The sequence below is a fragment of the Parcubacteria group bacterium genome (assembly GCA_041660065.1).
Classification (GTDB): Bacteria; Patescibacteriota; Minisyncoccia; order Moranbacterales.
Genome location: JBAZXC010000006.1, coordinates 28,677 through 51,256 on the forward strand (window position 1 = coordinate 28,677; position 22,580 = coordinate 51,256).

General features: G+C 42.6%; 26 protein-coding genes. 3 read left to right on the forward strand and 23 right to left on the reverse strand.

Annotated elements, in window-relative coordinates; all coding sequences use genetic code 11:
- Positions 1–233: 233 nt before the first annotated feature.
- The 11 genes from WC819_05660 to WC819_05710 all read right to left on the reverse strand — a co-directional run bounded on the left by WC819_05660 (position 234) and on the right by WC819_05710 (position 8,130).
- Entirely contained in the window at positions 234–701 is a 468-nt protein-coding gene (locus WC819_05660; GenBank protein ID MFA5986801.1) for a hypothetical protein, read from the reverse strand.
- Positions 702–703: 2 nt separating this feature from the next.
- Entirely contained in the window at positions 704–1,264 is a 561-nt protein-coding gene (locus WC819_05665; GenBank protein ID MFA5986802.1) for a hypothetical protein, read from the reverse strand.
- 175 nt (positions 1,265–1,439) lie between these two features.
- On the reverse strand, positions 1,440–2,006 hold the full coding sequence (locus WC819_05670) for a hypothetical protein (GenBank protein MFA5986803.1): 567 nt from the start codon (positions 2,004–2,006) through the stop codon (positions 1,440–1,442).
- A 34-nt stretch (positions 2,007–2,040) separates the two neighbouring features.
- Positions 2,041–2,523: a hypothetical protein gene (locus WC819_05675; GenBank protein ID MFA5986804.1), complete on the reverse strand. Its 483-nt coding sequence runs from the start codon at positions 2,521–2,523 to the stop codon at positions 2,041–2,043.
- A gap of 156 nt (positions 2,524–2,679) precedes the next feature.
- Positions 2,680–2,904 carry a hypothetical protein gene (locus tag WC819_05680; protein MFA5986805.1) on the reverse strand — a complete coding sequence of 75 codons (225 nt, stop codon included), beginning with the start codon at positions 2,902–2,904 and terminating at the stop codon, positions 2,680–2,682.
- A 163-nt stretch (positions 2,905–3,067) separates the two neighbouring features.
- Positions 3,068–3,697: a prolyl-tRNA synthetase associated domain-containing protein gene (locus WC819_05685; GenBank protein MFA5986806.1), complete on the reverse strand. Its 630-nt coding sequence runs from the start codon at positions 3,695–3,697 to the stop codon at positions 3,068–3,070.
- A complete protein-coding gene (locus WC819_05690) occupies positions 3,687–4,130 on the reverse strand; it encodes a hypothetical protein (GenBank protein ID MFA5986807.1) in 444 nt (147 codons plus the stop codon). The genes WC819_05685 and WC819_05690 overlap by 11 nt, the downstream gene beginning before the upstream one ends.
- 275 nt (positions 4,131–4,405) lie before the next feature.
- Positions 4,406–4,906, reverse strand: a complete 501-nt coding sequence (locus WC819_05695; protein ID MFA5986808.1) for a hypothetical protein — start codon at positions 4,904–4,906, stop codon at positions 4,406–4,408.
- Between the two features lie 302 nt (positions 4,907–5,208).
- Complete coding sequence (gene ychF, locus WC819_05700; GenBank protein MFA5986809.1) at positions 5,209–6,261, reverse strand: redox-regulated ATPase YchF; 1,053 nt, start codon at positions 6,259–6,261, stop codon at positions 5,209–5,211.
- Positions 6,262–6,264: 3 nt separating this feature from the next.
- Positions 6,265–6,930 carry an HAD-IB family phosphatase gene (locus WC819_05705; GenBank protein ID MFA5986810.1) on the reverse strand — a complete coding sequence of 222 codons (666 nt, stop codon included), beginning with the start codon at positions 6,928–6,930 and terminating at the stop codon, positions 6,265–6,267.
- A gap of 339 nt (positions 6,931–7,269) precedes the next feature.
- Positions 7,270–8,130: a hypothetical protein gene (locus tag WC819_05710; protein ID MFA5986811.1), complete on the reverse strand. Its 861-nt coding sequence runs from the start codon at positions 8,128–8,130 to the stop codon at positions 7,270–7,272.
- A 149-nt stretch (positions 8,131–8,279) separates the two neighbouring features.
- On the opposite strand from WC819_05710, the gene WC819_05715 reads away from it, so the two are divergent.
- Entirely contained in the window at positions 8,280–9,617 is a 1,338-nt protein-coding gene (locus WC819_05715; GenBank protein ID MFA5986812.1) for a phosphomannomutase/phosphoglucomutase, read from the forward strand.
- Positions 9,618–9,809: 192 nt separating this feature from the next.
- On the opposite strand, the gene WC819_05720 is transcribed toward WC819_05715, so the two are convergent.
- From WC819_05720 to yidD, 10 genes are all read right to left on the reverse strand, one after another.
- A complete protein-coding gene (locus WC819_05720; GenBank protein ID MFA5986813.1) occupies positions 9,810–10,265 on the reverse strand; it encodes a hypothetical protein in 456 nt (151 codons plus the stop codon).
- A 20-nt stretch (positions 10,266–10,285) separates the two neighbouring features.
- Positions 10,286–11,425: a tryptophan--tRNA ligase gene (gene trpS / locus WC819_05725; protein MFA5986814.1), complete on the reverse strand. Its 1,140-nt coding sequence runs from the start codon at positions 11,423–11,425 to the stop codon at positions 10,286–10,288.
- 220 nt (positions 11,426–11,645) lie between these two features.
- A complete protein-coding gene (locus tag WC819_05730) occupies positions 11,646–13,445 on the reverse strand; it encodes a hypothetical protein (protein ID MFA5986815.1) in 1,800 nt (599 codons plus the stop codon).
- A 428-nt stretch (positions 13,446–13,873) separates the two neighbouring features.
- On the reverse strand, positions 13,874–15,781 hold the full coding sequence (gene dnaK, locus WC819_05735; protein ID MFA5986816.1) for a molecular chaperone DnaK: 1,908 nt from the start codon (positions 15,779–15,781) through the stop codon (positions 13,874–13,876).
- Between the two features lie 112 nt (positions 15,782–15,893).
- Complete coding sequence (locus tag WC819_05740; protein MFA5986817.1) at positions 15,894–16,316, reverse strand: Hsp20/alpha crystallin family protein; 423 nt, start codon at positions 16,314–16,316, stop codon at positions 15,894–15,896.
- A gap of 60 nt (positions 16,317–16,376) precedes the next feature.
- Positions 16,377–17,246, reverse strand: a complete 870-nt coding sequence (gene grpE / locus WC819_05745; GenBank protein MFA5986818.1) for a nucleotide exchange factor GrpE — start codon at positions 17,244–17,246, stop codon at positions 16,377–16,379.
- A 16-nt stretch (positions 17,247–17,262) separates the two neighbouring features.
- Positions 17,263–18,009 (reverse strand): hypothetical protein, encoded by a 747-nt coding sequence (locus WC819_05750; GenBank protein ID MFA5986819.1) that lies wholly within the window; start codon positions 18,007–18,009, stop codon positions 17,263–17,265.
- Between the two features lie 133 nt (positions 18,010–18,142).
- Positions 18,143–18,514 carry a hypothetical protein gene (locus WC819_05755; GenBank protein MFA5986820.1) on the reverse strand — a complete coding sequence of 124 codons (372 nt, stop codon included), beginning with the start codon at positions 18,512–18,514 and terminating at the stop codon, positions 18,143–18,145.
- Positions 18,515–18,541: 27 nt separating this feature from the next.
- Positions 18,542–18,841 (reverse strand): hypothetical protein, encoded by a 300-nt coding sequence (locus tag WC819_05760; protein ID MFA5986821.1) that lies wholly within the window; start codon positions 18,839–18,841, stop codon positions 18,542–18,544.
- 116 nt (positions 18,842–18,957) lie between these two features.
- Entirely contained in the window at positions 18,958–19,191 is a 234-nt protein-coding gene (gene yidD / locus WC819_05765; GenBank protein MFA5986822.1) for a membrane protein insertion efficiency factor YidD, read from the reverse strand.
- 120 nt (positions 19,192–19,311) lie between these two features.
- On the opposite strand from yidD, the gene WC819_05770 reads away from it, so the two are divergent.
- Both WC819_05770 and cysS read left to right on the forward strand, forming a co-directional pair.
- Positions 19,312–20,223 (forward strand): magnesium transporter CorA family protein, encoded by a 912-nt coding sequence (locus WC819_05770; GenBank protein MFA5986823.1) that lies wholly within the window; start codon positions 19,312–19,314, stop codon positions 20,221–20,223.
- A 69-nt stretch (positions 20,224–20,292) separates the two neighbouring features.
- Entirely contained in the window at positions 20,293–21,723 is a 1,431-nt protein-coding gene (gene cysS, locus WC819_05775) for a cysteine--tRNA ligase (GenBank protein ID MFA5986824.1), read from the forward strand.
- Between the two features lie 68 nt (positions 21,724–21,791).
- On the opposite strand, the gene WC819_05780 is transcribed toward cysS, so the two are convergent.
- Together WC819_05780 and WC819_05785 are read right to left on the reverse strand one after the other, a co-directional pair.
- Entirely contained in the window at positions 21,792–22,025 is a 234-nt protein-coding gene (locus WC819_05780) for an acyl carrier protein (GenBank protein MFA5986825.1), read from the reverse strand.
- A 142-nt stretch (positions 22,026–22,167) separates the two neighbouring features.
- A complete protein-coding gene (locus WC819_05785; protein MFA5986826.1) occupies positions 22,168–22,416 on the reverse strand; it encodes a ferredoxin in 249 nt (82 codons plus the stop codon).
- Positions 22,417–22,580 lie beyond the last annotated feature (164 nt).

A 22,580-nucleotide genomic window follows, 5' to 3' on the forward strand; every position in this document is an offset into this window, starting at 1 on the left:
CCTCAAATATATTACTCGTTATAAAAGAATTTTGACGATTTGTCAATTACAAAACCGCAAATATAAAAACCCGTGTCATTCCCGTGAAGCTTGTCCTCGAGAAATTGGGGAACGGGAATCCAGAATTATATATATTCAGTAAATATTTTACAAAGATACGGTTTTCAAATTGGTGATAAAAAAATAAAAGCGCCAATCTGCTGATCAACGCTTTTTACCCCCACCCAAAGAATTCACTCACCCTCAGCCTCCTCATCATCTTCCCCTTCAGGAATGGTGATGAATTGCTTTATTTGCTGGCCATTCCCCAGATCCAAAACCCGTGTTAAATTTTCAAATCCTGGCGGAGCGTTGGGCGGATTTTTTCTGTCATATTTTTTCCATTGCCGTTCGCCCTCTGGAATGAAATGAAACTGGACAACCCGTCCATTTTCCACTTCAACCTCCCGCAGTTCTATGGCATATCCCTGTGGCAGATTGATCCAGCCGCCATGATATTTCCGCCATGCCCTGAGATGTGAGTCGTCAATGATAACATGACGCTCGACAACCGGTGGTGGCGGAGGCACCTGCCCTTCGATCTCCACCGGAACAGGAATGGGAATAAATATCGGTGGCGGAAGAGGCGGACGCGGAAAACAAAATCCGCTCGTCGCAAAAAAGAAAATGGAAACGAAAATGAAAAAAGAAGTCCTCTTCATGTCTAATACCTCTTTGTCTTCGGTTTCTTTGGAGTAACAGGTGGTGCGTACGCTATTTCCGTCTCGTTCCACTCACTGCCCCTGACGATTTCCCACTGCTTGGTACGCGGATCATAACATGCATCCGCGTCAACAGTTGTTTTGTAAATCGTCCCATCAACGGCTGTTTTTTTGGAAACAACCTTTGATGTCATACATTCCTCGCCGATGTACGATCTGAATTCATTGCCATACGCGCGAGTGGGCCTGTAGTGCATGCCCGGCTCAAATACTACGCTTGAACCATCTGCAGCCACCCAACTGCCCGGCGCATTTGATTGGTATGCAACAGCCAATCGTTCCTGATCGCTCTTTGCAAGCTGTTGATAGTACTTTATTTTTGCTACACTTTCTGCGATTTTGAATCCGAGATTGACGCCTTCGGCCACTGTGTTGGCAACCTGCATTACCCTGCCGGCTGCATCAATGGCACGGAGTGCTCTGTCCGGATTGCATCCGGTCATCAAAAAAACCGCCACAATCACACATGTAACTGCACAAATCCTTCCCTTTTTTATGTTCATCTTTGCTCCTCTCTTTTGATTTTTCAAGCAATTCCGCCTATCGGAATCACAAAAAAATAAAATGGTGTAAAAGAACTACGATTTTCGAGTATAGCATAATAATAAAAATCTGTCAATCATCGTTGTCCACAGCCAAAAAGCGAGATCTTGCCTCGCTTTTTTTCGTAATCACGCTCTAATTTTGTCGTCCCTCGATTGCCGCGATCAGTACTGCGGCAGCAATACCAATGCGCCGATCAATGATACTCGGCCATTGCGTTAGATCGATCTCCAGTTTATAGATAAACGGATTGAATCGCTGGCGAATATCTGCCACACGCACACCACTGATCATGAGATCATAATTTTGCGGGATCAAATTCAGGATCAACCGCCGCACAAGTGCCAGTCCCAGAGAATCCTCAATGCATACACCGATCTCCTGATCGTTTTTATCCATCACGATCCATTCATCACGCACGAGAGCATTCCATCCCTTGCGTTTGAATGCACCAATCTTCTCTCCCGTCTTGCTATCCACCACATCATACGCGGCAGAAAAATCCAAAATCTCTCGTGTGTGAATAAGCATCACTTCATCTGTCTTATTTTCGTCTGCGTACAATCGAATATCTTCTCTCAACTTAAACGCTTTTTGCGCCGCATGGAGTATCATCACGCCATTTTCATCAAAAATATCGAATCGCGCACCCATGAGTTTGAACACCTTCCGACGAAGCATGTACTTTTCGTTTTGGATCATTACCTTATTATTAATAATATTTTTTTAAAAAACCTCACATTGATTTATCCATAGCATCATAAAGGGTTTTCAATTCTACAAATTTTTCCTGATACTTCACGAGAGCACCTTTCATTTCTGCAAGTTCTTCCTCTTGCCTCGCTATATCTTCCTGCAACATCTCAATACGACCCTGACGCTCCTGAATTTCCCTCAACATCCCTTCCTTCTGTCCCGCATTCTTCTGATCAACGGTCATATTTTCCTGTCGTTCAAAATGCGCATCATAAGGACCCCGCAGTTCATCTGATAATAAATGACCACTTTTGTTTTTGCCCAGAATCTTATCCATCACTGGTCGTTGACTATCCTCTTTACGTCTTATTTCCTCAGCCAGCGCATTCGCAATTTCTGTTTCCCTGATCGCACTTTTTCTCACAAACCCACCCTCTGGCAAATCAGCATACTTCTCTTTTTCTTCTCCCGGCAGATCTTTCACCGATTTATATTTTGGATCATACGGATCGAAATTTTCCATAGCCTTAGCCTTAAATTATTTATTACTGTAAGTATAGATCACTTTTGGATCGCTTACAATTGTTTCATTTTGCACAAAATATCATATGCACAACAAAAAAGGAGCGAATTATACTAAATTCGCTCCCAAAGACTCCATTTGCATTTTGATCATGTGTCATGGGCTCCACTCTTGTCCGGCTCCAATGATCGCCCACAGCATAAAGGGCGGAACGATAAGGACAAGGAACGCCACATCGAATACTCTTTGCCACAGCAATGCACCTACAAAAAACAACCACCCGATAACCACCGCAACCGCAAAAACAAGCAACATGCCAAACAGCACATTCATGATCATCGTTTTGATCTTTTTCTTCTCATCGCCATACGCGTGTGCCATATGTTCCCCCTTTAAAAAGTTTTTAAAAAACTTGTCTGACATCAAATAGATAGATTATGCCGTACACAACTATGCAACAAACTTTTGTCATTCTGAACTTGTTTCAGAATCTCAAAATTATGACTTATATAGATACTGAAACAAGTTCAGCATGACATAAATATTAAATGAGCTCCGTATCATATATTTTAACATCCATCGCATAGCGCTTCAAAAAACGCAGGAAATCTTTTGTAGAAATTTTGAGTGATGCCGTGTTGCGAAACGGATGGAAATGCACAGACGCATAATCAAAAATTTCTTTATCCACCACAACACCCACTTCTCCGGCGTTTTCATGAATGAGACCAAACGGCGTCACGGACCCCGGCGTAAGTCCGAGATTATTTTCCAAGCGATCCGCTGATGCAAAACCCATCTTGCGATGCTCGCCCAAGAATTCCGCCAGATGCGGGATATCGATATTTTTTTGCGCACACAATATGACGAGATAATGCTTGCGTCCGCGACGATTTTGCATAAAAGCATTTTTGCAATCCACCCCCATATCATGATCGCGATAAAAACTCCCCGACGCCTCCACCGTCCCAAAAGCCGGATGTTCGAATTTTTCATAAGGAATATTCATTTCATCCAATATTTTATATAATTTTTGTTCGTATAGATCTGCCATGCATTTTTTTAAAAATTCAAAACTTTTACCTACCGCAGGAGCAGGTTTTATAACCTGCTCCAACCTTTTCCACTTTGCAGGAGCAGGTTTTACAACCTGCTCCGAACTTTTATAGCTCATCCACTTTCAGTTCACATAACTCATTCGCCGAAGACCAATACCAATCTTCCGGCTTCATCACATAATTCTTTCTGACAGGATTATTATGCATATATGTTAACTTATTTTGGAAAAAAGATTCCAATCCTATACATTTCGGCATATTGGTTTTTTGCCAAAACTCATAATTTCCTTTCTGGTCTAAAAATAACTTCAGAACCGTCGGTTCGTTTTTAATAAGATTTTTTCTAAATTCTCCGGATGTAAATCGCTTGAAATCGCGTACAAAACCGGACACATCCGGTGACTGAACGATCACGTGAATATGATTGAGTATAAAAACAAAACCGTATAATTTTAATCCTTTATGTTCTCGACAATATGCGAGAGAATCAGCCAAAATATGCCACCGATGATGACGGTCGAAAAGATAATACCATCTTGCAACAGTCATGGTTAAAAAATATATATCTTGATTGAAATCTTTTGATATACGTACTGATGGCATGAGCCTATTTTAACACAATCACAAAAACACAAAAGAGGGTTTTTCTATTGGCGGTTTGTTACCTGTGACGGAATATTCACAATTTTGCAGGAGCATAGTTGTACTATGCTCCGTAATGTTTATTATGTGAGATAAAATGAAAGGAGCAGGTTATAAAACCTGCTCCTGCGAGATAAATTTAAAACCAGACCTCACACGCGTGCGAGATCTGGTATAGTGTTTTACATCACTTTATTTGCCACCACCAAATCGGTAGCGGACCCCTCAATATCGAAGTACTTCCGAAGAATTTTAATCTTTTCTTCCAGTTCACCGATGCACTTTTTGAGATTTTCTTGATCCAAGTTGTTTAATGGATCTGTCGTAAACCCCAACACACCATCCTTGAAGATTCCCGTCGCATGGATGAATTGCAAATTTCTGATCATACTATTCCACTCAGAGTTGAGCAAAATTTTAATCTTTTCATCAGAGTCATGATCAATGCCAATCTGGCTTTGTGCAAATTTGAGTATGCGGACCGAATGCTCCGCATGACTGATCTTTGCGATCTCACTCAAACGATACACGGCAAATGATTTTTTCTCCTCAGCCTGTGACATTGGCTGTGACATTGGCGGCGTGGAAACAAATGAGACAATAAGTCTGCCTAGAAAAATGCCCAACAACAATGCCAGACCGATAACAAAAAGCCATTTTACTTTTCTCCCTTGATTTTTCATTGGATGTAACCTCCTCTTTTTATTGAAAAAATCAACTATATTAAATAACTCCATATGAATTGATACAACCGTCCATTGTACACCTAAATCGTCATTTTGTCAATATTTCTGCAACATTATTCAATAGTAAAAAAAGCTCGCAGGAGCAGGTTTTACAACCTGCTCCGAACTTTTCATAACTCATCCACTTTCAATTCTCTACTCCCCAACTCCTACCCTTATAGTCCCGTCGCTCGCGAGCGACGGGACTGACGCCTAAAATCCTACTACTCCCTAACTTCTACTCCCTACAACCTAAAAATCTACACTTTAAACTCCACCACATCACCCTCTTGCATGATATAATCTTTGCCCACTGTACGCAGTACACCCGTGTCACGTGCCTTGCTCCAACTCCCCGCTTCGATCAGTTTCTCCCAATTCACCACATCCGCACGGATAAATCGGTCTTTGAAATCATTGTGAATTGCCGCACCGGCTTCCGGTGCCGTGGAACCTTTTTTGATCGTCCATGCACGCGTTTCCACTTCGCCTGTTGTGAGAAATGTCTGCAGTCCGAGCAGTTCAAAAGATTTTGTAATGAGATCTTGCAGATGCGATCGCATACCGAGCTCTTCCGCTTCTTTTTTGCTCATCTCCATGAGCTCCTCTTCGATCTTGATGTCCAGTGCGACATGCGGTCGCGCGAGAAGTTTTGGATCCAATGCTGCGTCAAGGTCGGAGACGTTGTACACATACATGATCGGTTTCATCGTGAGGAGACTCATCTCTTGTATGATCTTTTTTGTCGGCTCATGCGTCAGATCAACCACAACTGTTCGCGCCAACTTTCCACTGTCCAGTGCATCTTTGATCTTTTGTACAATTTCTTTTTGTGCAGGTGCATCTTTATCATTCCCGCGTGCCAATTTTTCCAATCGCACGAGCGTCTTGTCCACTGTCACCATATCAGCGAGGATGAGTTCCATTTCGATGATCTCAATATCTCTCTCCGGATCGACAATGTCATGCACGTGCGTGATCGTCTCCTTGACGAACACACGCACCACTTGCACGATCGCATCCACCTGACGAATATTCGCGAGAAATTTATTGCCCAAACCCTCTCCCTCTGATGCACCCTTGACCAATCCTGCAATATCCACGAACTCGATGATCGTCGGCACAAGCTTCGTACAACCCGTAAGGTCTGCCAATCTCTGCAATCGCTCATCCGGCACAGTGACCACGCCGACATTCGGCTCGATCGTACAAAACGGATAGTTGCTGATGTCAACCTGCTTTTGTGTCAATGCTTTAAAAAGTGTGGACTTCCCGACATTCGGCAGTCCGACGATCCCTACTTGTAATCCCATAAACTAAACGCTCTTATAATATTTAACCACATCGTCAAATCCGTGTGCCACATGATCCGCTACGTCCATTACCTTGTCCCGCATCATGTGCTCTACAAATGCCACGAAATGATCTGCCGCTCCGGATTGCTTTACTTCATAATCCGTCCATCCATCCCCCACCATAATGACCTTACCCCCCAATTGCAACTGCTTCACCTGCAATGCCTTCCCTGACGGCTTGACCAAACAACTGTTCACATCATAGCCGATCACCTCCCCACGATCATCAAAGGCAAAACTATTTGCATGTACGTTCTGCGCATCGATCCCCAGTTCTGTCGCAACGGGTATGATGAAATCATAAAACCCCCCTGAGATGATATGAATGTTTTTATGATACTTTTTCAAAAAATCCCGATTCTTGAGTACCGACACCGTCACTGCGCGCATCACATGATCTTTGAATGCCGTAATATCATCTCTGTGCAAATGCATCAATGCCAACCGCTGACTCAGAGACTGTGCAAAACTGATCTCACCTTGCATGCCCATTTCGGTGATCTCTTCGATCTTTTGTGCCAAGTCAACATCATATCCCGTGCGGCGCATCACAAACTTCGCCAGTTCATCCAGCGTTTCGATCGACACGATCGTACTGTCAAAATCACAAATTAAATGTTTTTGCATAAAAATATATTTATGTTCTTCATTGTTCATTATACACTACTCATTCTACTCGGATTGTGTCGGAAAATTCACAGATTGTCAATATAAAATAAAAAAAGTCCGGGAAGAACTTATAAGATGATGTTCTGAACATTGTCAGATCTTATAGTCCTTACCCGGAGCAGAAATCAGCGCAAACTTGGCACTGACCATTTCCGACACAGTCGGATGTCCCACATAATTGCCCGTGGAAGACGACCAAGAAATGCAAAAATTTTTTTAATGTACTTCATCACAAACCTCCCATTGTTAAGATTGCAGTATTTTCTAACACAAAAGTACCATGATTTGATTCAAAAGTCAACCTTTTTGATAGCAGCAATTTGGATACTTCTGTGCCAGTATTTCCAATTGATCGATCCAGTACATCTCTTCCACCGGCATCGATTCAAATGCCACATACGGCAATGAAAGACCGCCCGTCACATTGAACCAGAACCACGCGAACGCCTCCAAATTACTACGCACCAACTTATAACTATTCCAATCCCTGCGAATCCGTTTCATCACATCATAATCGATCTTGACAATCTTGATGTGCGAATGAAGGAGTTCGACCAACATAATGATATATTCCTGCTGATCGGGAATCCGATGGCAAAATGTGCACAGATCATCAATATAGATCCGTATCCCTGTTTTTTTGCACACGTATGCCAGCTGTTGCATGGCGTGTGGCGATAATTGTGCATTTTCCTTGAGTTCCACATTTATCGGCACATTATCGCATGTGGAAAGAATCTCACACACTTCATTCCATGATCCCTCTGGACTTTCCAGATTTACCGAAAAGTACTGCCCCGGAATAACGTCCATGCTCCGGATGAACTCAACTTGCCAACGCAAAAGTAATGGGAACATTTTTTCCATCTTTTCTGCAGGCATCTCATTGAACGCCTTGCCTATGAGAAACTGTGGCAACAATTCCGGCTCACACCGCGTAAGAAGTTCTCCACCCAGATTTTGATATGCGATTTTTGGTATATTCTTACCTCGCGATATGTCGAGCACGCGTTGCGCTCGTATGCGCCATCTCCGATCGATCGTAACCAGATCACCAATATGCGGAATCAATCGTTCTGGATAGTGCATCACAACATCGTATAACACCTCCCATGGTTCACAGTAGTTATCGTAGACACTTTTTGGTTTATTCATCATCACCGCTCCTTAAGTTAGGTTGATGTATATTTTTTTGTTAATGATACTGATGTGATGTTATATCACAAAACATGTCATTTGTAAATGGTGTATTTTTTCATTTTATATTCAGTGTTATACTTATCATATATCATTAAACACACCAAACTATGCACCAAGAAATTTTTAAAGCATATGACGTCCGCGGGATCTATCCTACGGAAATTGATGAGGATGCTGTTTACAAGATCGGTCATGCCGTTGTCGCAGAGCTCAGCGCCAAAACACTTGCCGTCGGACGTGATGCGCGCGAATCCGGTCCGTCACTTCACACGGCTCTTCTCAATGGGATCACGGATGCTGGTTGTGATGTGGTTGACTTGGATATGATCACGACACCGATGCTCTATTATTCTTCCCATGCACTTGATGTAGATGGTGCAGTTTCTGTCACGGCATCTCATAATCCGGGAGAATATAACGGCGTAAAGATCTGTCGCAGAGATGCCCAACCTGTCGGCAGTGCGACCGGACTCAACGACATCCGCGACGCAGTGATCGCCGGCACATTCACAAAATCCCACAGAAAAGGAACCGTCACCACATACAACATCCGCCCATCATACTATGAATACTTCAGTAAATTTGCTGCATTTGGAGATAAAAAATTCACGATCGTTGTGGACTGTGCCAACACCATGGGTGTGCTAGAGCTTCCTTTTTACAAAAAATATTTTGCCGATAATTTCAACGTGATCGAGCTTTACTGCGACCTCACCAATGCATACAATGCACACGAGGCGAATCCACTGAAAACAGAAACGTTGCGAGAACTCCAAGAAAAAGTCATCGCCGAAAAGGCAGACCTCGGCATTGCCTATGACGGTGACGCCGATCGCATCGGATTTGTGGATGAGACTGGTGCAGTAATTCCTATGGATCTCACGACAGGGCTCATTGCTAAAGTGCTCCTTGAAAACAATATTGGCGCAACCATTCTCTATGATCTGCGATCATCGCGCGCAGTCAAAGAAGTGATCGAGGAGAGCGGTGGCATCGCACACGAATGTCGTGTGGGTCACGCATTTATCAAAGCGCAGATGCGTGAAGAAAACGCCCTCTTTTCCGGCGAACTATCCGGTCATTATTATTTCCAAGCAAACAAAAATGGTGAAGTAAGCACTCTCGCCGCATTCACATTGCTCAACTTGATGGCACAAACCGGTCAAAAAATCTCCGAACTCGTCGCTAACCTAAGACGCTATGCACACAGTGGAGAAATTAATTCCGAAGTGCATGACAAGGATGCCGTCATTGCAACGCTCAAAGAAAAATTCAGCGACGGCACACTCAGCGAGCTCGATGGTATCAAAATCGATTACCCCGATTGGTGGTTCAACGTCCGTCCGTCCAACACCGAACCCGTTCTCCGACTTAATTGTGAAGCAAAAACGCAAGAAATAATGGAACAAAAACGTGATGAACTCCTCGCAATCATTCGCAGCTAAAGCAGTTTTATACAAACAATATTATCACCAAAAAAAACTGTGACTTGTACTCATGGTCAATGTACCGTCATTGCAATCCGCCTTGTGTGAAGAAAAATCTACCTACCGTTAGACAGGAAATCTTTTTGCAATATGCACCATTAGCCCCCTGTCATTCCCATGAAAACGGGAATCTATTTTCTCGTTTATGTGCTACTGCACACCACGCTCAATTCTCTGTGCAGAAATCAGTTGTTTAACGATTTTTTCAACTTCCAATTTTGATGAAACATTCGATGCAGGTACAAGGAATTTTTCAAAGACCACTTTATCAACGTCATCATATATTATCAAAGATTGCTCTTCATTTTTACTAATCATTGTCCCCATCAAAATACGATGCGTAATATGTCTCGACACTTCCCATTTATCCATGTTTCCAAAAAAAGCCGTATGAACTTCTTTGAAAACTTCATAGCAGTACTCCAGATCCTGCTCTGCGATGTGTATAACACGTTCACGCAACTGCGCTCCTTCATTATACATTTCCTCTGCTTCTTCAAACGTCAATTTTTTTTGACCCTCAGATTTATTTTTATCAAGATTGCCAATATTATTATTTTTGTGCAAATTTACCTGCATCTGTGTTTCAAACTTTTTCCCCTCCATAATTTTTATTTTTTTCTAACTTAAATGATAAAGCCCACCTTTTCTTTCACTTCCCGTATTTTCTTTTCCGCGATCTTCTCTGCTCGCCTTGCACCATCATGCAAAACTTGTAATGCATCCTCATCACTTATTGCCTGCATGCGTTCTTGAAAAGGTGTAAGGAAGTTCACGATCACTTCCGCGAGATTATTTTTGAAGTCGCCATACCGCTTGCCTACAAATTTCTGTTCCACTCCCTGCGCAGTCATACCTGCAAGAATTGCATAAATATTGATGAGATTTTTGAGTGCCGGTTTTTCATCACGGTATACGATCTCTTCCCCGCTATCCGTCACCGCTTTGCGGATCTTTTTGCGCACACTCTCCGCATCATCCATGAGAGAAATATAATTATACTCACTCGCAGCAGACTTACTCATTTTTTTCTCCGGATTATCCAGTCCCATAATCATCTTTCCTTCTTCTTTGACAAAGTATTCCGGCACAACAAATGTCTCACCAAATCGTTTATTAAATCGTCGTGCAAGCGTCCGTGCAAGTTCTACATGTTGCACCTGATCCTGTCCCACCGGTACAGTCTGTGTATCGTAAAGTAAAATATCTCCAGCCATTAAGACAGGGTAATCAAAAAGCCCCATGCCAGCAGAATTAAATCTTTCCTTTATAAATTTTTGAAAAACATCAGCTGCGGTTTGTGCAGTGATTTTATATACCTGTTGTTTCGTCAAATCATTCGTTGAATTTCCTACTACTATTTCTTCAAGCTTTCTTTCTGACTGCTCTTTAATGAAAGGAACAATTGCCTCGACATCCATTCCAGTTTTATCCTTAAACTGTGTCATTTTTGTCAAATCACCATTCTGTGTAATAGTATTCAAAATCCAACACAATTCCGCATGTGCTTTGACATGCGACTGAATAAAGATCGTGGACTTCTCTGGATCGATCCCTGCCGCGAGATAGATCTTTGCGATCTCAATTGTTTTCTTTTTTAAAATTTCCGGATCTTGCGGTACAGTGATCGCGTGCATATCCACGACACAAAAAATTGATTCATATTCATCCTGCATATCCACCCAATTCTTGATCGCACCAAGATAATTCCCGATATGCAAATTACCACTCGGTTGTATCCCCGAAAAAATTCTTTTCTTTGTCATAAATTTTTTTAAAATAAAATCATACTACTATATCAATATAGTAGTATTTTAACGATCACTTGTCCATAAAACCCCTGTACCAGTACGGTACAGGGCACAGCCCTTTACATACTTTTTATTTGTTACTTTTTCCGCCCAAGGTGCCTGCCGGTAGGCAGGGTGGACAGGGATCAGCCTTTGACTGAAACTTTTGATTTTATATTTTTGATCTTTGATTTTATTATGGTCTGCCCGCAGCCGTATACGTCACTGATCCTTCGTATTCTCCTGCGATCTGTGTGCTGGGGACATTGACGCGGTAGCAGATCTCTGTATCTGTGTGGGTGTTGCTGTAGGTTGTGTGTCTCATGATGTCTGTTGTGGTGTGCGGGATACCGGCGTAGAGTTGATCTGGATCATCACACGTTGTGCCTGTGCCCCACCATGATTCATTCTTTGTGGCTGTGGAGTTTAGGATACCAAAGCCTAGTCCTGTTGTTGTGAAGGTTTGTGCATTGGGGGTTGCGGGGTCCCATGGGGTTTTGTCTTGGATCTGTCCGTCACTTGTAGCTGATTGTGTTGTGTGATAGAGGGTGTTGTCTGATCCTCTGTCATTGGTGAGTTGGAGATCGTAGCCATTGTCATCGTTTGTGGTGACGGTGCAGGTTGTGGTGTTTGACTGTGGGGTTTGGGGTATGAGTGTGGAACCATTGTCGATGTCTACATCTGTGCCACAGTCGAGTGTAAGGTTTTCTCCGATGGTTGCGGAGATGTTGTTTGATCCTGATTCGTTTATTTGTAAAGTTTGAAAGCTTGTTTCATCACTGGAGGTTGTGCCTGCACTGTTTGTTGCGTAGGCTTGGACGTAATATGTTGTGCCTGGGGTGAGGTTTGTGAGAGTGCAGGAGTAGTCTCCGACTCCTCCTGTTCCTGCGGAACAGGAGTCCGTGTAGTTACCACTTTCTGTACCCCAGTGGATGAGACGTTCTGGGTCTTCGCCTCCTGTTTCTGTGATTGTGCCGTTTCCTGTAGCTGTGGTGTCTGTGATGGAGGTGGGGGATGGGGTTTGGGTGGGGAGGGTGGGAGAAACAACGGGTGGAGTCGCATCCATCGCAGTCATAATAAATCCAGAGAAAGCTACAGCAACAAGTTGACTGTCACCATACACAATGGCATATCCATATTCGCTACTCTGAGACATCGTATATTCATCCCAATTGACACCATCAGAGGATACCATGTATATATTATTATCCGCCAAAACAACAAATTGATCTCCTCCATAACCTACCACACTCCAATTTATAGTCACTGGCAATGAAGGCGTCGCCCATGTAGTGCCACCATCAGAAGATGTATAAATTGTACTGCCTCCAGCTTCTGTGACAACAAAAAGACCATTTCCATAGGCAATTGAACCAAGACCACCGCTTGTCCCAGAAACAGTATGATCCGTCCAATTGATCCCATTAGATGACGTAGCCACAGTATGCGACATGCCGTCCAGAGCAACAAATACTCCATCACCATATGCCATCGCATCCCAATCAAGCCCCGACATTGTACCACTATATTGCGTCCAATTTATACCATCTATTGATACAGCGACTTTGGACATGTATGATTCGGTCGCTACAAAAATGCCATTACCGTATTCTAATTCATACCAATAATAATCTGTAAGTGTTGCAGAATGTGTCCAATTTACACCATCAGGCGATGTGAGAACATAACCGTCATCTTGAGAAAGAAGCACAAAAACACCGTTACCATAGACAACCGTCTGCCAGTCATGCGACAACGGCAAATTCCTGTGTGTCCAATTTACACCATCAGGCGATGTATAATAATCAGAACCAGTAACGCTTCGAACTGCAACATACATCCCATTTCCATAGGCGACTGTTCCATACGATGTTCCAATTCCCGTCACCTGCGTATTCCACTCAAGCTCGGCTGCACTAACATTATAAGTAATCCCCATACAGCCAATCATAACTGTCATAAAAGCCACATACAAAAATATCTCTTTATTTTTCATACAACATATACATTTAACTCAATAACAACTATTTTACATTTATATCTTATAATATTTGATCTTAGTATACCATACTTTACATGAAAAATTTATCAATCAACGACCCAACTATATGCCCTGCACTATTCCGCATATGTTCCACCTAAAAAACTTTCCAATAAAAATCGTTTTTCCATCAGCTTAAATCACGGACTCATTCATTCTGTCATATACCATTATATCAATTTTCAAATCAGATGCAGACTCAGGCACATTCTCTACCCATCAATTCCCACAACCTCTCATCTTTACAAACTTGTACGATAATACATAGGCTGGCGCAAGAGCATAAAATAGTAAAGTATCTTCAATCATATGCCAAAAATCCAGAAAATGACAAAAACCGAGAACATGTCCCGGTTTTTATTTTCTGATGACGAAGAGATTTGTTACTTTTTCTCTTCATCTTTTGATGCATCCTCCACCTCTGCTTCTTTCGCGCCACCTTCTTCTTTTGGTGTTTCTTGCTTGTCTGACTTAGCTTCAGCTGCCGCTTTGTAGAGTTTTTCACCGATCTTTTGCGCTTCTGTCGAGAGATCTTCTGTTGCCTTTTTGATCTTCTCACCGTCAGCATTTGTATCTTTGAGAACTTCTTTAAGTGCGTCAACTTTTTCTTGTACCGGTTTTTTCTCTTCTTCTGTGAGTTTGTCTCCTGCATCTTTCATCGCCTTTTCCGTTGTAAAGACGAGCGTGTCCGCCATGTTGCGAATCTCAACAAGCTCTTTCTTTTTCTTGTCTTCCTCTGCATGTGCTTCTGCATCTTTTTTCATGCGTTCAATCTCTTCTTTAGAGAGTCCTGATGATCCTTCTATCTTGATGGACTGCTCTTTGCCGGATGCTTTGTCAACCGCTTTTACGCTCAAAATACCATTTGCGTCAATATCAAATGAGACCTCGATCTGGGGGATACCACGCGGTGATGGTGGAATACCATCCAAGATAAATCGCCCCAAAGTCTTATTATCCCCAGCCATTTCACGTTCTCCTTGCAAGACATGGATCTCTACACTCGGCTGATTATCCATTGCTGTTGAAAATACTTGTGACTTACTTGCAGGAATCGTCGTATTCTTATCGATAAGAGGTGTTCGTACACCGCCCATTGTTTCAATGCCAAGCGTCAATGGCGTCACATCAAGAAGAAGCACATCTTTCACATCACCTTGAAATACACCACCTTGAATTGCCGCACCCATTGCCACTACTTCATCCGGGTTGACTGTCATATTTGGCTTCTTGCCAAAAAATTTCTCCACGGTCTGCTGAATGATCGGCATACGTGTCATACCACCCACGAGGATTACCTCGTCAATATCACCTTTGCTAAATCCCGCATCTTTGAGCGCCTGCTCTGTCGGGATCAACGTCTTCTGCACAAGATCATGCACCAATTCTTCCAATTTTGCACGCGTCAACGTCATAACAAGATGTTTCGGACCCTGATCACTTGTTGTGATGAATGGCTGATTGATCTCTGTCTGTTCTGAGGATGACAATTCGATCTTTGCTTTTTCTGCTGCTTCTTTCACGCGTTGCAATGCCAAGTTATCATTTCCCAAATCAATACCCTCCGCTTTTTTGAACTCATCCAAGATCCACTTGATCAAAATTTGATCGAAATCATCACCGCCGAGATGTGTATCACCGTTCGTCGCCTTTACTTCGATCGTATCATTGCTCACTTCGAGGATCGATACGTCAAATGTGCCACCGCCCAAATCATACACAGCGATCTGCTCATCATTTTTCTTGTTAAATCCATATGCGAGTGCCGCCGCAGTCGGCTCATTGATCACGCGACGCACCTTGAGTCCTGCAATTTCCCCCGCCTCTTTAGTTGCCTTGCGTTGCGCATCATCAAAGTATGCCGGCACTGTGATCACCGCTTCTTCGATCTTTTCACCCAGTTTGCTTTCTGCATCCGCCTTCAATTTGCCGAGGATCATCGCACTCACTTCTTGTGGCGTGTAATCCTTATCGCCCATTTTTACTTTGATACTGCCGTTATCCGCTTTGACCACGGTATATGACGAGAGCTTGATATCTGCCTGTACTTCCGCATCATCAAAATGACGTCCGATGAAACGCTTGATACTAAAAAGCGTATTATTTGGATTTGTCACTGCTTGACGCTTTGCCAAAAGACCCACCAGTCGCTCATTGTTTCTATTTACCGCAACCATTGACGGCGTGGTGCGATTACCCTCCTTGTTTTCGATGATCTCCGGCTTGCCCCCCTCAATGATCGCCATCGCCGAGTTCGTTGTGCCGAGATCAATACCGAGAATTTTTCCCATATGATTTATATTAAATAATTGATTATAATAAAAAGATAATTTTTTTGATCTATCATCTTTTCTTTCTCTCCCCCCACAAAAATTGTGAGGAGAGATGTGATCAGACGATTGTTTACTTCTTGTTTTTTACACTTACAGCGATCTTCTTTGGCTTTGCTTCCTCCGCCTTTGGCATTCGGATGGAAAGCACACCATTATCATATTCCGCTGTCGCTTCAGAGCCTTTGACAGCAGCAGGTAAAATAACCGATCGAGAAAATGACCCCTGGCGAATTTCCTTGCGATAATAGTCTTCGCGCTTGACCTCCTTCTTTTCCTTGGTCTCACCGGAAATCGTCAACACATCATTTTCCACCGAGATATCAATGTTTTCCGGATCCATTCCCGGAAGCGATGTTTCAACGATGAGATCGTCATTGTCTTGATAGACGTCGATTGCTGGCGCGAAATTTTGTGGCGCGAAAGGAAAAACTCCTTCATTGAAAAATCGATCGATATCTGCTGTTGGCGTAAAACGCATGATTTCTCTTGTCATAATGTGTTCACCCCCTTTCTATATTAAATCTTTATAGCCTCTCAAACTTTTACAAAAAATTCATTCCTTGCTTTTTGCTCCACCAAGTACTACGCGTGCCGGACGCAGAACTTTTGTACCGATCTCATACCCCGGTTGCGCGATCTTTATCACTTTTGCATCAGCGGGCAATTCTTCCTCCTTATCATTTGCAACGGCTTCCATGATGCGCGGATCAAATTCGTCACCGATCTTCACAGTCATTCTTGCCACACCTTTTTCCTCAAAAACCTTTTCCATTTGCTGTTGAATATACATGATCCCCGTTACCCATGGGTTATCTTTTTCTGTTTCGGGAATGTGATCTGTCGCCGCATGAAAATTATCCACTACCGGCAACATATCAGAGATCACACCTTCTGCCGCATATGCGATAAATTCTTTTTGATTTTCAATTTGCCTTTTTTTGTAATTGTCAAAATCCGCCACGCACCGCTTCCATCTGTTTTCCGCTTCATACAATTCCCCCAACTCTTCCGCCTTTACAATCGCGTCTTTGACCCATTGATTGATATTTTTGTCTTTTAGAACTTCATCGGCAGACATCCATTTATATTCACTATGCTCCTCGCTCAATACGATCTCCCCACCATCATAAAAAGCCAAATATGTCATGATCACACCATCCACATGATCCTTGTATGACACGCGAACACCGCGTAGTGGCCCGATCACACGATATGCGATATCGCCCAACTCCTCTTTGACTTCCCGAGCAAATGCCACTTCCAGTTCTTCGACACCATCCACACGTCCACCGGCAAACTGCCATGCGCCTTTCTCGATCTTGTATGAATTTTCTTTTGCCAAAAGATATTTTTTCTGTTGCGGATCATATAATACCGCTCGTTGCGAAAAATACATTTGTACATTCTTTTTTGCATCCTTCATGATTCTCTATTTTAAATTAATTTATATTACTCGCGATCATCACTATGATGATACTCGTACCTCCGAGGATTTTTTTCACATAATCAATGAGTGACTTATTGCGTTCATAGGCCATGTTCTTTGGACCGATCAATGCAACGATTCCCTTTTCTCCATCTCGTTCATATTGTCCCACTACCATTGAATAATTCGTCGTCTTACTGATTGGATTGTCCGCGCCGATAAAGATCTTTGTCTCACCATCTGCCAATTTTCGCATCAAACTTTCACATCGCTCATCGATATAATCCAAACTTTCCGCCAAACAACAAAGGTCATCCAATTCATCCGCCCCGACATCCTGCATGAGCGACCGCAACCCGAACTCTGAGAATTCATTTTTGTGCGGTACACCGCTTACCGCCACATATCCACTAAGCGTTGCCAGCAATTTTGCCGTCGTGCGCGTGAGCCGTGTGTTTTGCGCTTTGAGCTGTAATAGCTCTTTTTGCAGCGATTGCTGTTCTCTCTTTGTCAATTTTCTGTCCGGCATTACTTCCTCCACAAAATATCTATACCCCGCATCTGTTGGGATCCTGCCCGCGCTTGTATGTGGCTGATAGAGAAATCCTAAATCCTCCAAGCACGACATATCATTGCGCAACGTTGCCGGTGAAACCTGAAATCCATACTGTTCCACTAACACCGAAGAGCCCACAGGCAAACCTGTCTTGGTATATTCTTCAATCACTGCAACGAGAATTTTGGATTGTCTCTCATTCATATTTCCAGTATAAAATAACATTAGCACTCTTGTCAAGAGAGTGCTAACCCGACCAAAATAAAACCGGATGATGATCATTTGATCACCATCCGGCACATACTATAGTAACTGCGCAAATAAGACGCTTTTGTGCTTACGAGGAAGCCGATGATGCGCTGTGACTATTTTCACCATACGATCGACATCCGCCTCCAATACGTTCGATCTGCAATTGACCCTTGCTGTTAACATGGACATGCATATCATACTTCTGCCCGCATTTTTGCAATAACAATGTAACGCTGGCATTTTTTTCAAGAATCAACCGTATGTCTCCATCATCACAGAAGTGAAGCAATGCACTTTTCTGCACAGACGCCTCCTCTGTCATGAGGTTAACAACATGAAATGGAATTGCGCAAATCACATGTTTTTTTGCCCGCGCAGATGTCGTCCATCGCTCATATTGCTGATGATTTCCTTTGATCTTTTGCCATCCGTAAAGAGCTTCCTTAAACTCTTGCATGCTATTTTTTCTCCTTCTTGTAATGTTTCAAGTATCCTTATGAAGTCTATGCTTGTCGACAACCTTCTTCACAAGACCAAAGACCTCTCTCCTCGTTTTATCACCTTCCGGCAAACTAGCAATCTCCGCCACCCTTGCAACAAGACCACATTCTTTTATTTCCTTTGCAAGCGTTTCAAAATTCACACTTGGTTTATACCCGCCACAATAATCCGTGAAATACCAAAACAAGTATCGCGGACTTGGATTTTTAAACCCAAGATCCTCCACCATTCGAAGCGCTCTTGATCTGGTAAATGCCATCATATCCCCTTGCGTCATGACCATAAAAACCTCCCGTGCTATGAAATCACCGATCCCCCCATGAGATCGGCTTTTTCCTCTATTTAATTTTTTAAATACAGGAAAAAACCAACCTCAACGAAAGGGGTACCGACTAACTATTATGGCACAGGATCATATCCGCCTTCTTGCCATGGATGACACCGGCTGATCCTTTTGATCCCCATCCAAGAGCCACGCGCGACACCATACCGCTCAACTGCAGTATATGTGTACATAGAACACGTCGGATGAAAACGGCACAATCTCTCTCCATAGATCCACGATAATGGTCCGTGATCAAGAGACAGTGTCCTCTGATAAACTCTAATCAATTGTAAAATAACTTTTTTCATATGATACAAACAATAATGACATATTGTACCATGAGAATCATTTTATGGCAACCAAAGACAACTTTTTTGTCAAAAAGGCAAATTGTTGATAGAATGAGGATAGAAAAATACAAAACAAATATGAATATCGTAAAACACGAAGACATCACCTGGATCGACATCGAAAATCCCTCCAAACACAATATCGAGTACATTCGTGAGAATTTTAATGTGCATCCCTTGGCAATCGAGGAGTTTATCACACCGACATATCGAGCTCGCGCAACCAAATACAGCAATTGTCTCTTTCTCACGATTCACATCCCTCTCTTTGACACTGAACGTCGCACGACATATGCCGGTGAAATTGATATCCTTCTCACCAAAACTCATCTCGTAACAGGTCATAAAAAAGACATCTACCAACTGCGCACATTTTTTGACGGTTTACAAAAAAGCGAAGGAAAGCGTCGCACATATATGATCCATTCGACAGCGCACCTTCTTTATGAAATTTTTCGTATTTTGACAGAATCCTGTTTTCCACGGCTCGACCATGTCGTACGTCATATTGACGAGGTGCAGGAGGGTATTTTTAATGGCAATGAACGTGAGATGGTGCGGGAAATTAGCATCATCAAACGTGACATTCTCAATTTTCGTCGCACGCTCATGCCACAACGCTCGATCCTTGAATCGATCATTTCACAGCCAAACGGCGTCGTGCCCACTGATATCAAAATGTATTACCAAGATTTGATCGGCACCAACATCCGCCTCTGGAATGATTTGGAAAGTGCCAAAGAAACGATCGTGTCGCTGGAAAAAACCAACAACTCCCTTCTTTCTGAAAAGATCAATCACCGCATGCGCATCATCACTGTTTTTTCCGTGCTGTGGATCCCTATTACGATGTATCTGAATTTTTTTGGCATCAATGTTACCAACATGCCCCTCAAAGATAATCCCTTTGCGGTCTTTATCCATTTGGGAGTTATGCTCACCATATCCATCATCACCTTTGTCATTTTCAAGATTGCAAAGTGGATCTGAAAACTGCTCGCAATGGTACAAAATTTCTTCTTATGTTACAGTTATTGTAGATAACTGTAACATTTTTTTATGTTAAAATTTCACAATACTCTTACAAAGCAAAAAGAAGAATTTACTCCAATCAACGCCGGCAAGGTTGGCATGTATACGTGCGGACCGACAGTTTATAGCTATGTCCACATTGGCAATCTGCGTGCATACACAAATGCCGATCTCATCCGTCGCTATCTGATGTATCGCGGTTATGAAGTGCGCATGATCAAAAACATTACTGATGTCGGACACCTCACAGACGACGATATCGCCCAAGGCGACAGTGGTGAAGATAAGATGGAAAAAGCGGCAAAAAAAGAAAAAAAGACCCCGACAGAAATTGCTCGCTTCTACGAAAATTATGCCAAAGAAGTTGAAAAGGAAATGAATATCCTCCCTGCACATTTTTTCCCGCGCGCAACTGAACACATCTCACAAATGATCATCATCATCGAAACACTTATCACAAAAGACTTTGCTTATGAAAAGAATGGCAATGTGTTTTTTGACGTCACACGCTTTGCCGACTATGGCAAACTATCCGGCAATACACTGGGAAACCTCAACATCGGTGCACGTCTCGAAGACCCTCACCCTGACAAGCGCAATCAGTGGGACTTTGCACTCTGGCTCAAAGCACCGGACAATCACATTATGAAATGGCAATCACCATGGTCACTCGGCTATCCGGGATGGCATATTGAATGCTCCGCGATGAGCATGGAATATCTCGGTGCATCATTTGATATTCACACCGGCGGAACTGATAACATCTTTCCACATCATGAAGCGGAGATCGCACAATCAGAGTGCGCCAATGACGTAAAATTCGTCAATTATTGGCTTCACTCTCAACTCCTTCTCGTTGACGGTGAAAAAATGAGCAAATCCAAAGGAAATTTTTACAGAGTTGAGGATATCAAAGAACGTGGATTTACACCGATGGATCTGCGCCTGACGTATCTTCTTTCACATTACCGTTCACAGATGAATTTTACATGGGATGTGATGGCTCAAGCACAAAAAAATCGCAAAACATGCGAGAATTTTATCACGCGTCTCGATAATTTCGCCCCGGCAGATACAACCGACCATATCGCTCTTGATATTGCAAAATACAAAAAACAATTCGAAGATGCCATGAATGATGATCTCAACACACCACTTGCCATTACCACACTCCTTGCCATCGTGACGGAAGGAAATACACTCATGGATGAACAAACGCTCACCAATGCTTCTGACATATCTGCATTTTTTACAAAGGCCTTTACCACTGTCCTAGGAATTACCCTAACACCGGAAGACACTAAAATCCCGACAGAAATCACTCAATTGCTCAAAAAGCGCGAGGAAGCACGCACACAAAAAGACTTCGCCACATCAGACAGCGTCCGTGATGAAATATTATCCATGGGCTACATGATCAAAGATACGCCCGATGGATGTAAAATTCAAAAAATATAATACATTGTCCTCCCATAAAAAATAATAATCCTGCACGAACTTCGCATGCAGGATTATGTAAAATCTCCTTATTTATTCTTGATGAAATAATCGATCGCATCCTGGACTGTATTGATCTTCCCCGCGTCATCATCAGGGATCTCAACATCAAGCTTCTCCTCAAATGCTTGAAGCAGCTCTACAAGATCCAATGAATCTGCGCCCAGATCATCCGTGAAATGTGCTGTTGGCACAACCTCCTCCCTCTTGACAGACAGTTGATCGACAATGATATCGATCACTTGTTTTTCAATATTACTCATTGTACATTACCTCCAAAAGAGTTTTTTGTTGTTTTGATACCAATGAACTACTCCTGCGAAATACTATACCAAATCATACAAACTTTGTCTATAATAAAAAATAAAAAACACCATTCTATTATGGTGTTTTTTATGATCATATTTAGTCATTATAGCCACTGATCTTGATGATCTGTACGGGACATGAGTCTGCCGCCTCTTTGTTTGCTGTCAATGCATCTTCGTCGATCTCCCCCACCATGAATTCCTCACCCTTCCACTGCGCACCGGCAAGCATCGCTTTGCCATCCTCCTGACTCATAGACCATTGTTCCGGTGCCGCCATTGTACACGCGCCACAACCGATACAATCATTGCGCTTATGACTTACTGTGATCTTGTTTGTTCCCATATATGTGATTGATTTAAAAATTACTCTCCAAAAAATTATTTAATATAAATGTCATTTTTCTCCTATATAAGCAATTATTGAAAGTAAATTTTTGTCATCCTGAACTTGTTTCAGGATCTCACGTGTATGACTTATATAGATGCTGAAACAAGTTCAGCATGACA

Bases quoted from the DNA above. Each gene is read 5' to 3' on its own strand.
- yidD (MFA5986822.1), bottom strand. From the start codon at position 19,191: ATGAAAAAAGTTATTTTACAATTGATTAGAGTTTATCAGAGGACACTG.
- WC819_05660 (MFA5986801.1), bottom strand. From the start codon at position 701: ATGAAGAGGACTTCTTTTTTCATTTTCGTTTCCATTTTCTTTTTTGCG.
- WC819_05770 (MFA5986823.1), top strand. From the start codon at position 19,312: ATGAATATCGTAAAACACGAAGACATCACCTGGATCGACATCGAAAAT.
- grpE (MFA5986818.1), bottom strand. From the start codon at position 17,246: ATGAAGGATGCAAAAAAGAATGTACAAATGTATTTTTCGCAACGAGCG.
- WC819_05690 (MFA5986807.1), bottom strand. From the start codon at position 4,130: ATGACTGTTGCAAGATGGTATTATCTTTTCGACCGTCATCATCGGTGG.
- WC819_05675 (MFA5986804.1), bottom strand. From the start codon at position 2,523: ATGGAAAATTTCGATCCGTATGATCCAAAATATAAATCGGTGAAAGAT.
- ychF (MFA5986809.1), bottom strand. From the start codon at position 6,261: ATGGGATTACAAGTAGGGATCGTCGGACTGCCGAATGTCGGGAAGTCC.
- WC819_05750 (MFA5986819.1), bottom strand. From the start codon at position 18,009: ATGAATGAGAGACAATCCAAAATTCTCGTTGCAGTGATTGAAGAATAT.
- WC819_05715 (MFA5986812.1), top strand. From the start codon at position 8,280: ATGCACCAAGAAATTTTTAAAGCATATGACGTCCGCGGGATCTATCCT.
- WC819_05670 (MFA5986803.1), bottom strand. From the start codon at position 2,006: ATGATCCAAAACGAAAAGTACATGCTTCGTCGGAAGGTGTTCAAACTC.
- dnaK (MFA5986816.1), bottom strand. From the start codon at position 15,781: ATGGGAAAAATTCTCGGTATTGATCTCGGCACAACGAACTCGGCGATG.
- WC819_05780 (MFA5986825.1), bottom strand. From the start codon at position 22,025: ATGAGTAATATTGAAAAACAAGTGATCGATATCATTGTCGATCAACTG.
- WC819_05705 (MFA5986810.1), bottom strand. From the start codon at position 6,930: ATGCAAAAACATTTAATTTGTGATTTTGACAGTACGATCGTGTCGATC.
- WC819_05760 (MFA5986821.1), bottom strand. From the start codon at position 18,841: ATGGTCATGACGCAAGGGGATATGATGGCATTTACCAGATCAAGAGCG.
- WC819_05710 (MFA5986811.1), bottom strand. From the start codon at position 8,130: ATGATGAATAAACCAAAAAGTGTCTACGATAACTACTGTGAACCATGG.
- WC819_05785 (MFA5986826.1), bottom strand. From the start codon at position 22,416: ATGGGAACAAACAAGATCACAGTAAGTCATAAGCGCAATGATTGTATC.
- cysS (MFA5986824.1), top strand. From the start codon at position 20,293: ATGTTAAAATTTCACAATACTCTTACAAAGCAAAAAGAAGAATTTACT.
- trpS (MFA5986814.1), bottom strand. From the start codon at position 11,425: ATGACAAAGAAAAGAATTTTTTCGGGGATACAACCGAGTGGTAATTTG.
- WC819_05685 (MFA5986806.1), bottom strand. From the start codon at position 3,697: ATGAGCTATAAAAGTTCGGAGCAGGTTGTAAAACCTGCTCCTGCAAAG.
- WC819_05730 (MFA5986815.1), bottom strand. From the start codon at position 13,445: ATGAAAAATAAAGAGATATTTTTGTATGTGGCTTTTATGACAGTTATG.
- WC819_05755 (MFA5986820.1), bottom strand. From the start codon at position 18,514: ATGCAAGAGTTTAAGGAAGCTCTTTACGGATGGCAAAAGATCAAAGGA.
- WC819_05680 (MFA5986805.1), bottom strand. From the start codon at position 2,904: ATGGCACACGCGTATGGCGATGAGAAGAAAAAGATCAAAACGATGATC.
- WC819_05695 (MFA5986808.1), bottom strand. From the start codon at position 4,906: ATGAAAAATCAAGGGAGAAAAGTAAAATGGCTTTTTGTTATCGGTCTG.
- WC819_05720 (MFA5986813.1), bottom strand. From the start codon at position 10,265: ATGGAGGGGAAAAAGTTTGAAACACAGATGCAGGTAAATTTGCACAAA.
- WC819_05665 (MFA5986802.1), bottom strand. From the start codon at position 1,264: ATGAACATAAAAAAGGGAAGGATTTGTGCAGTTACATGTGTGATTGTG.
- WC819_05740 (MFA5986817.1), bottom strand. From the start codon at position 16,316: ATGACAAGAGAAATCATGCGTTTTACGCCAACAGCAGATATCGATCGA.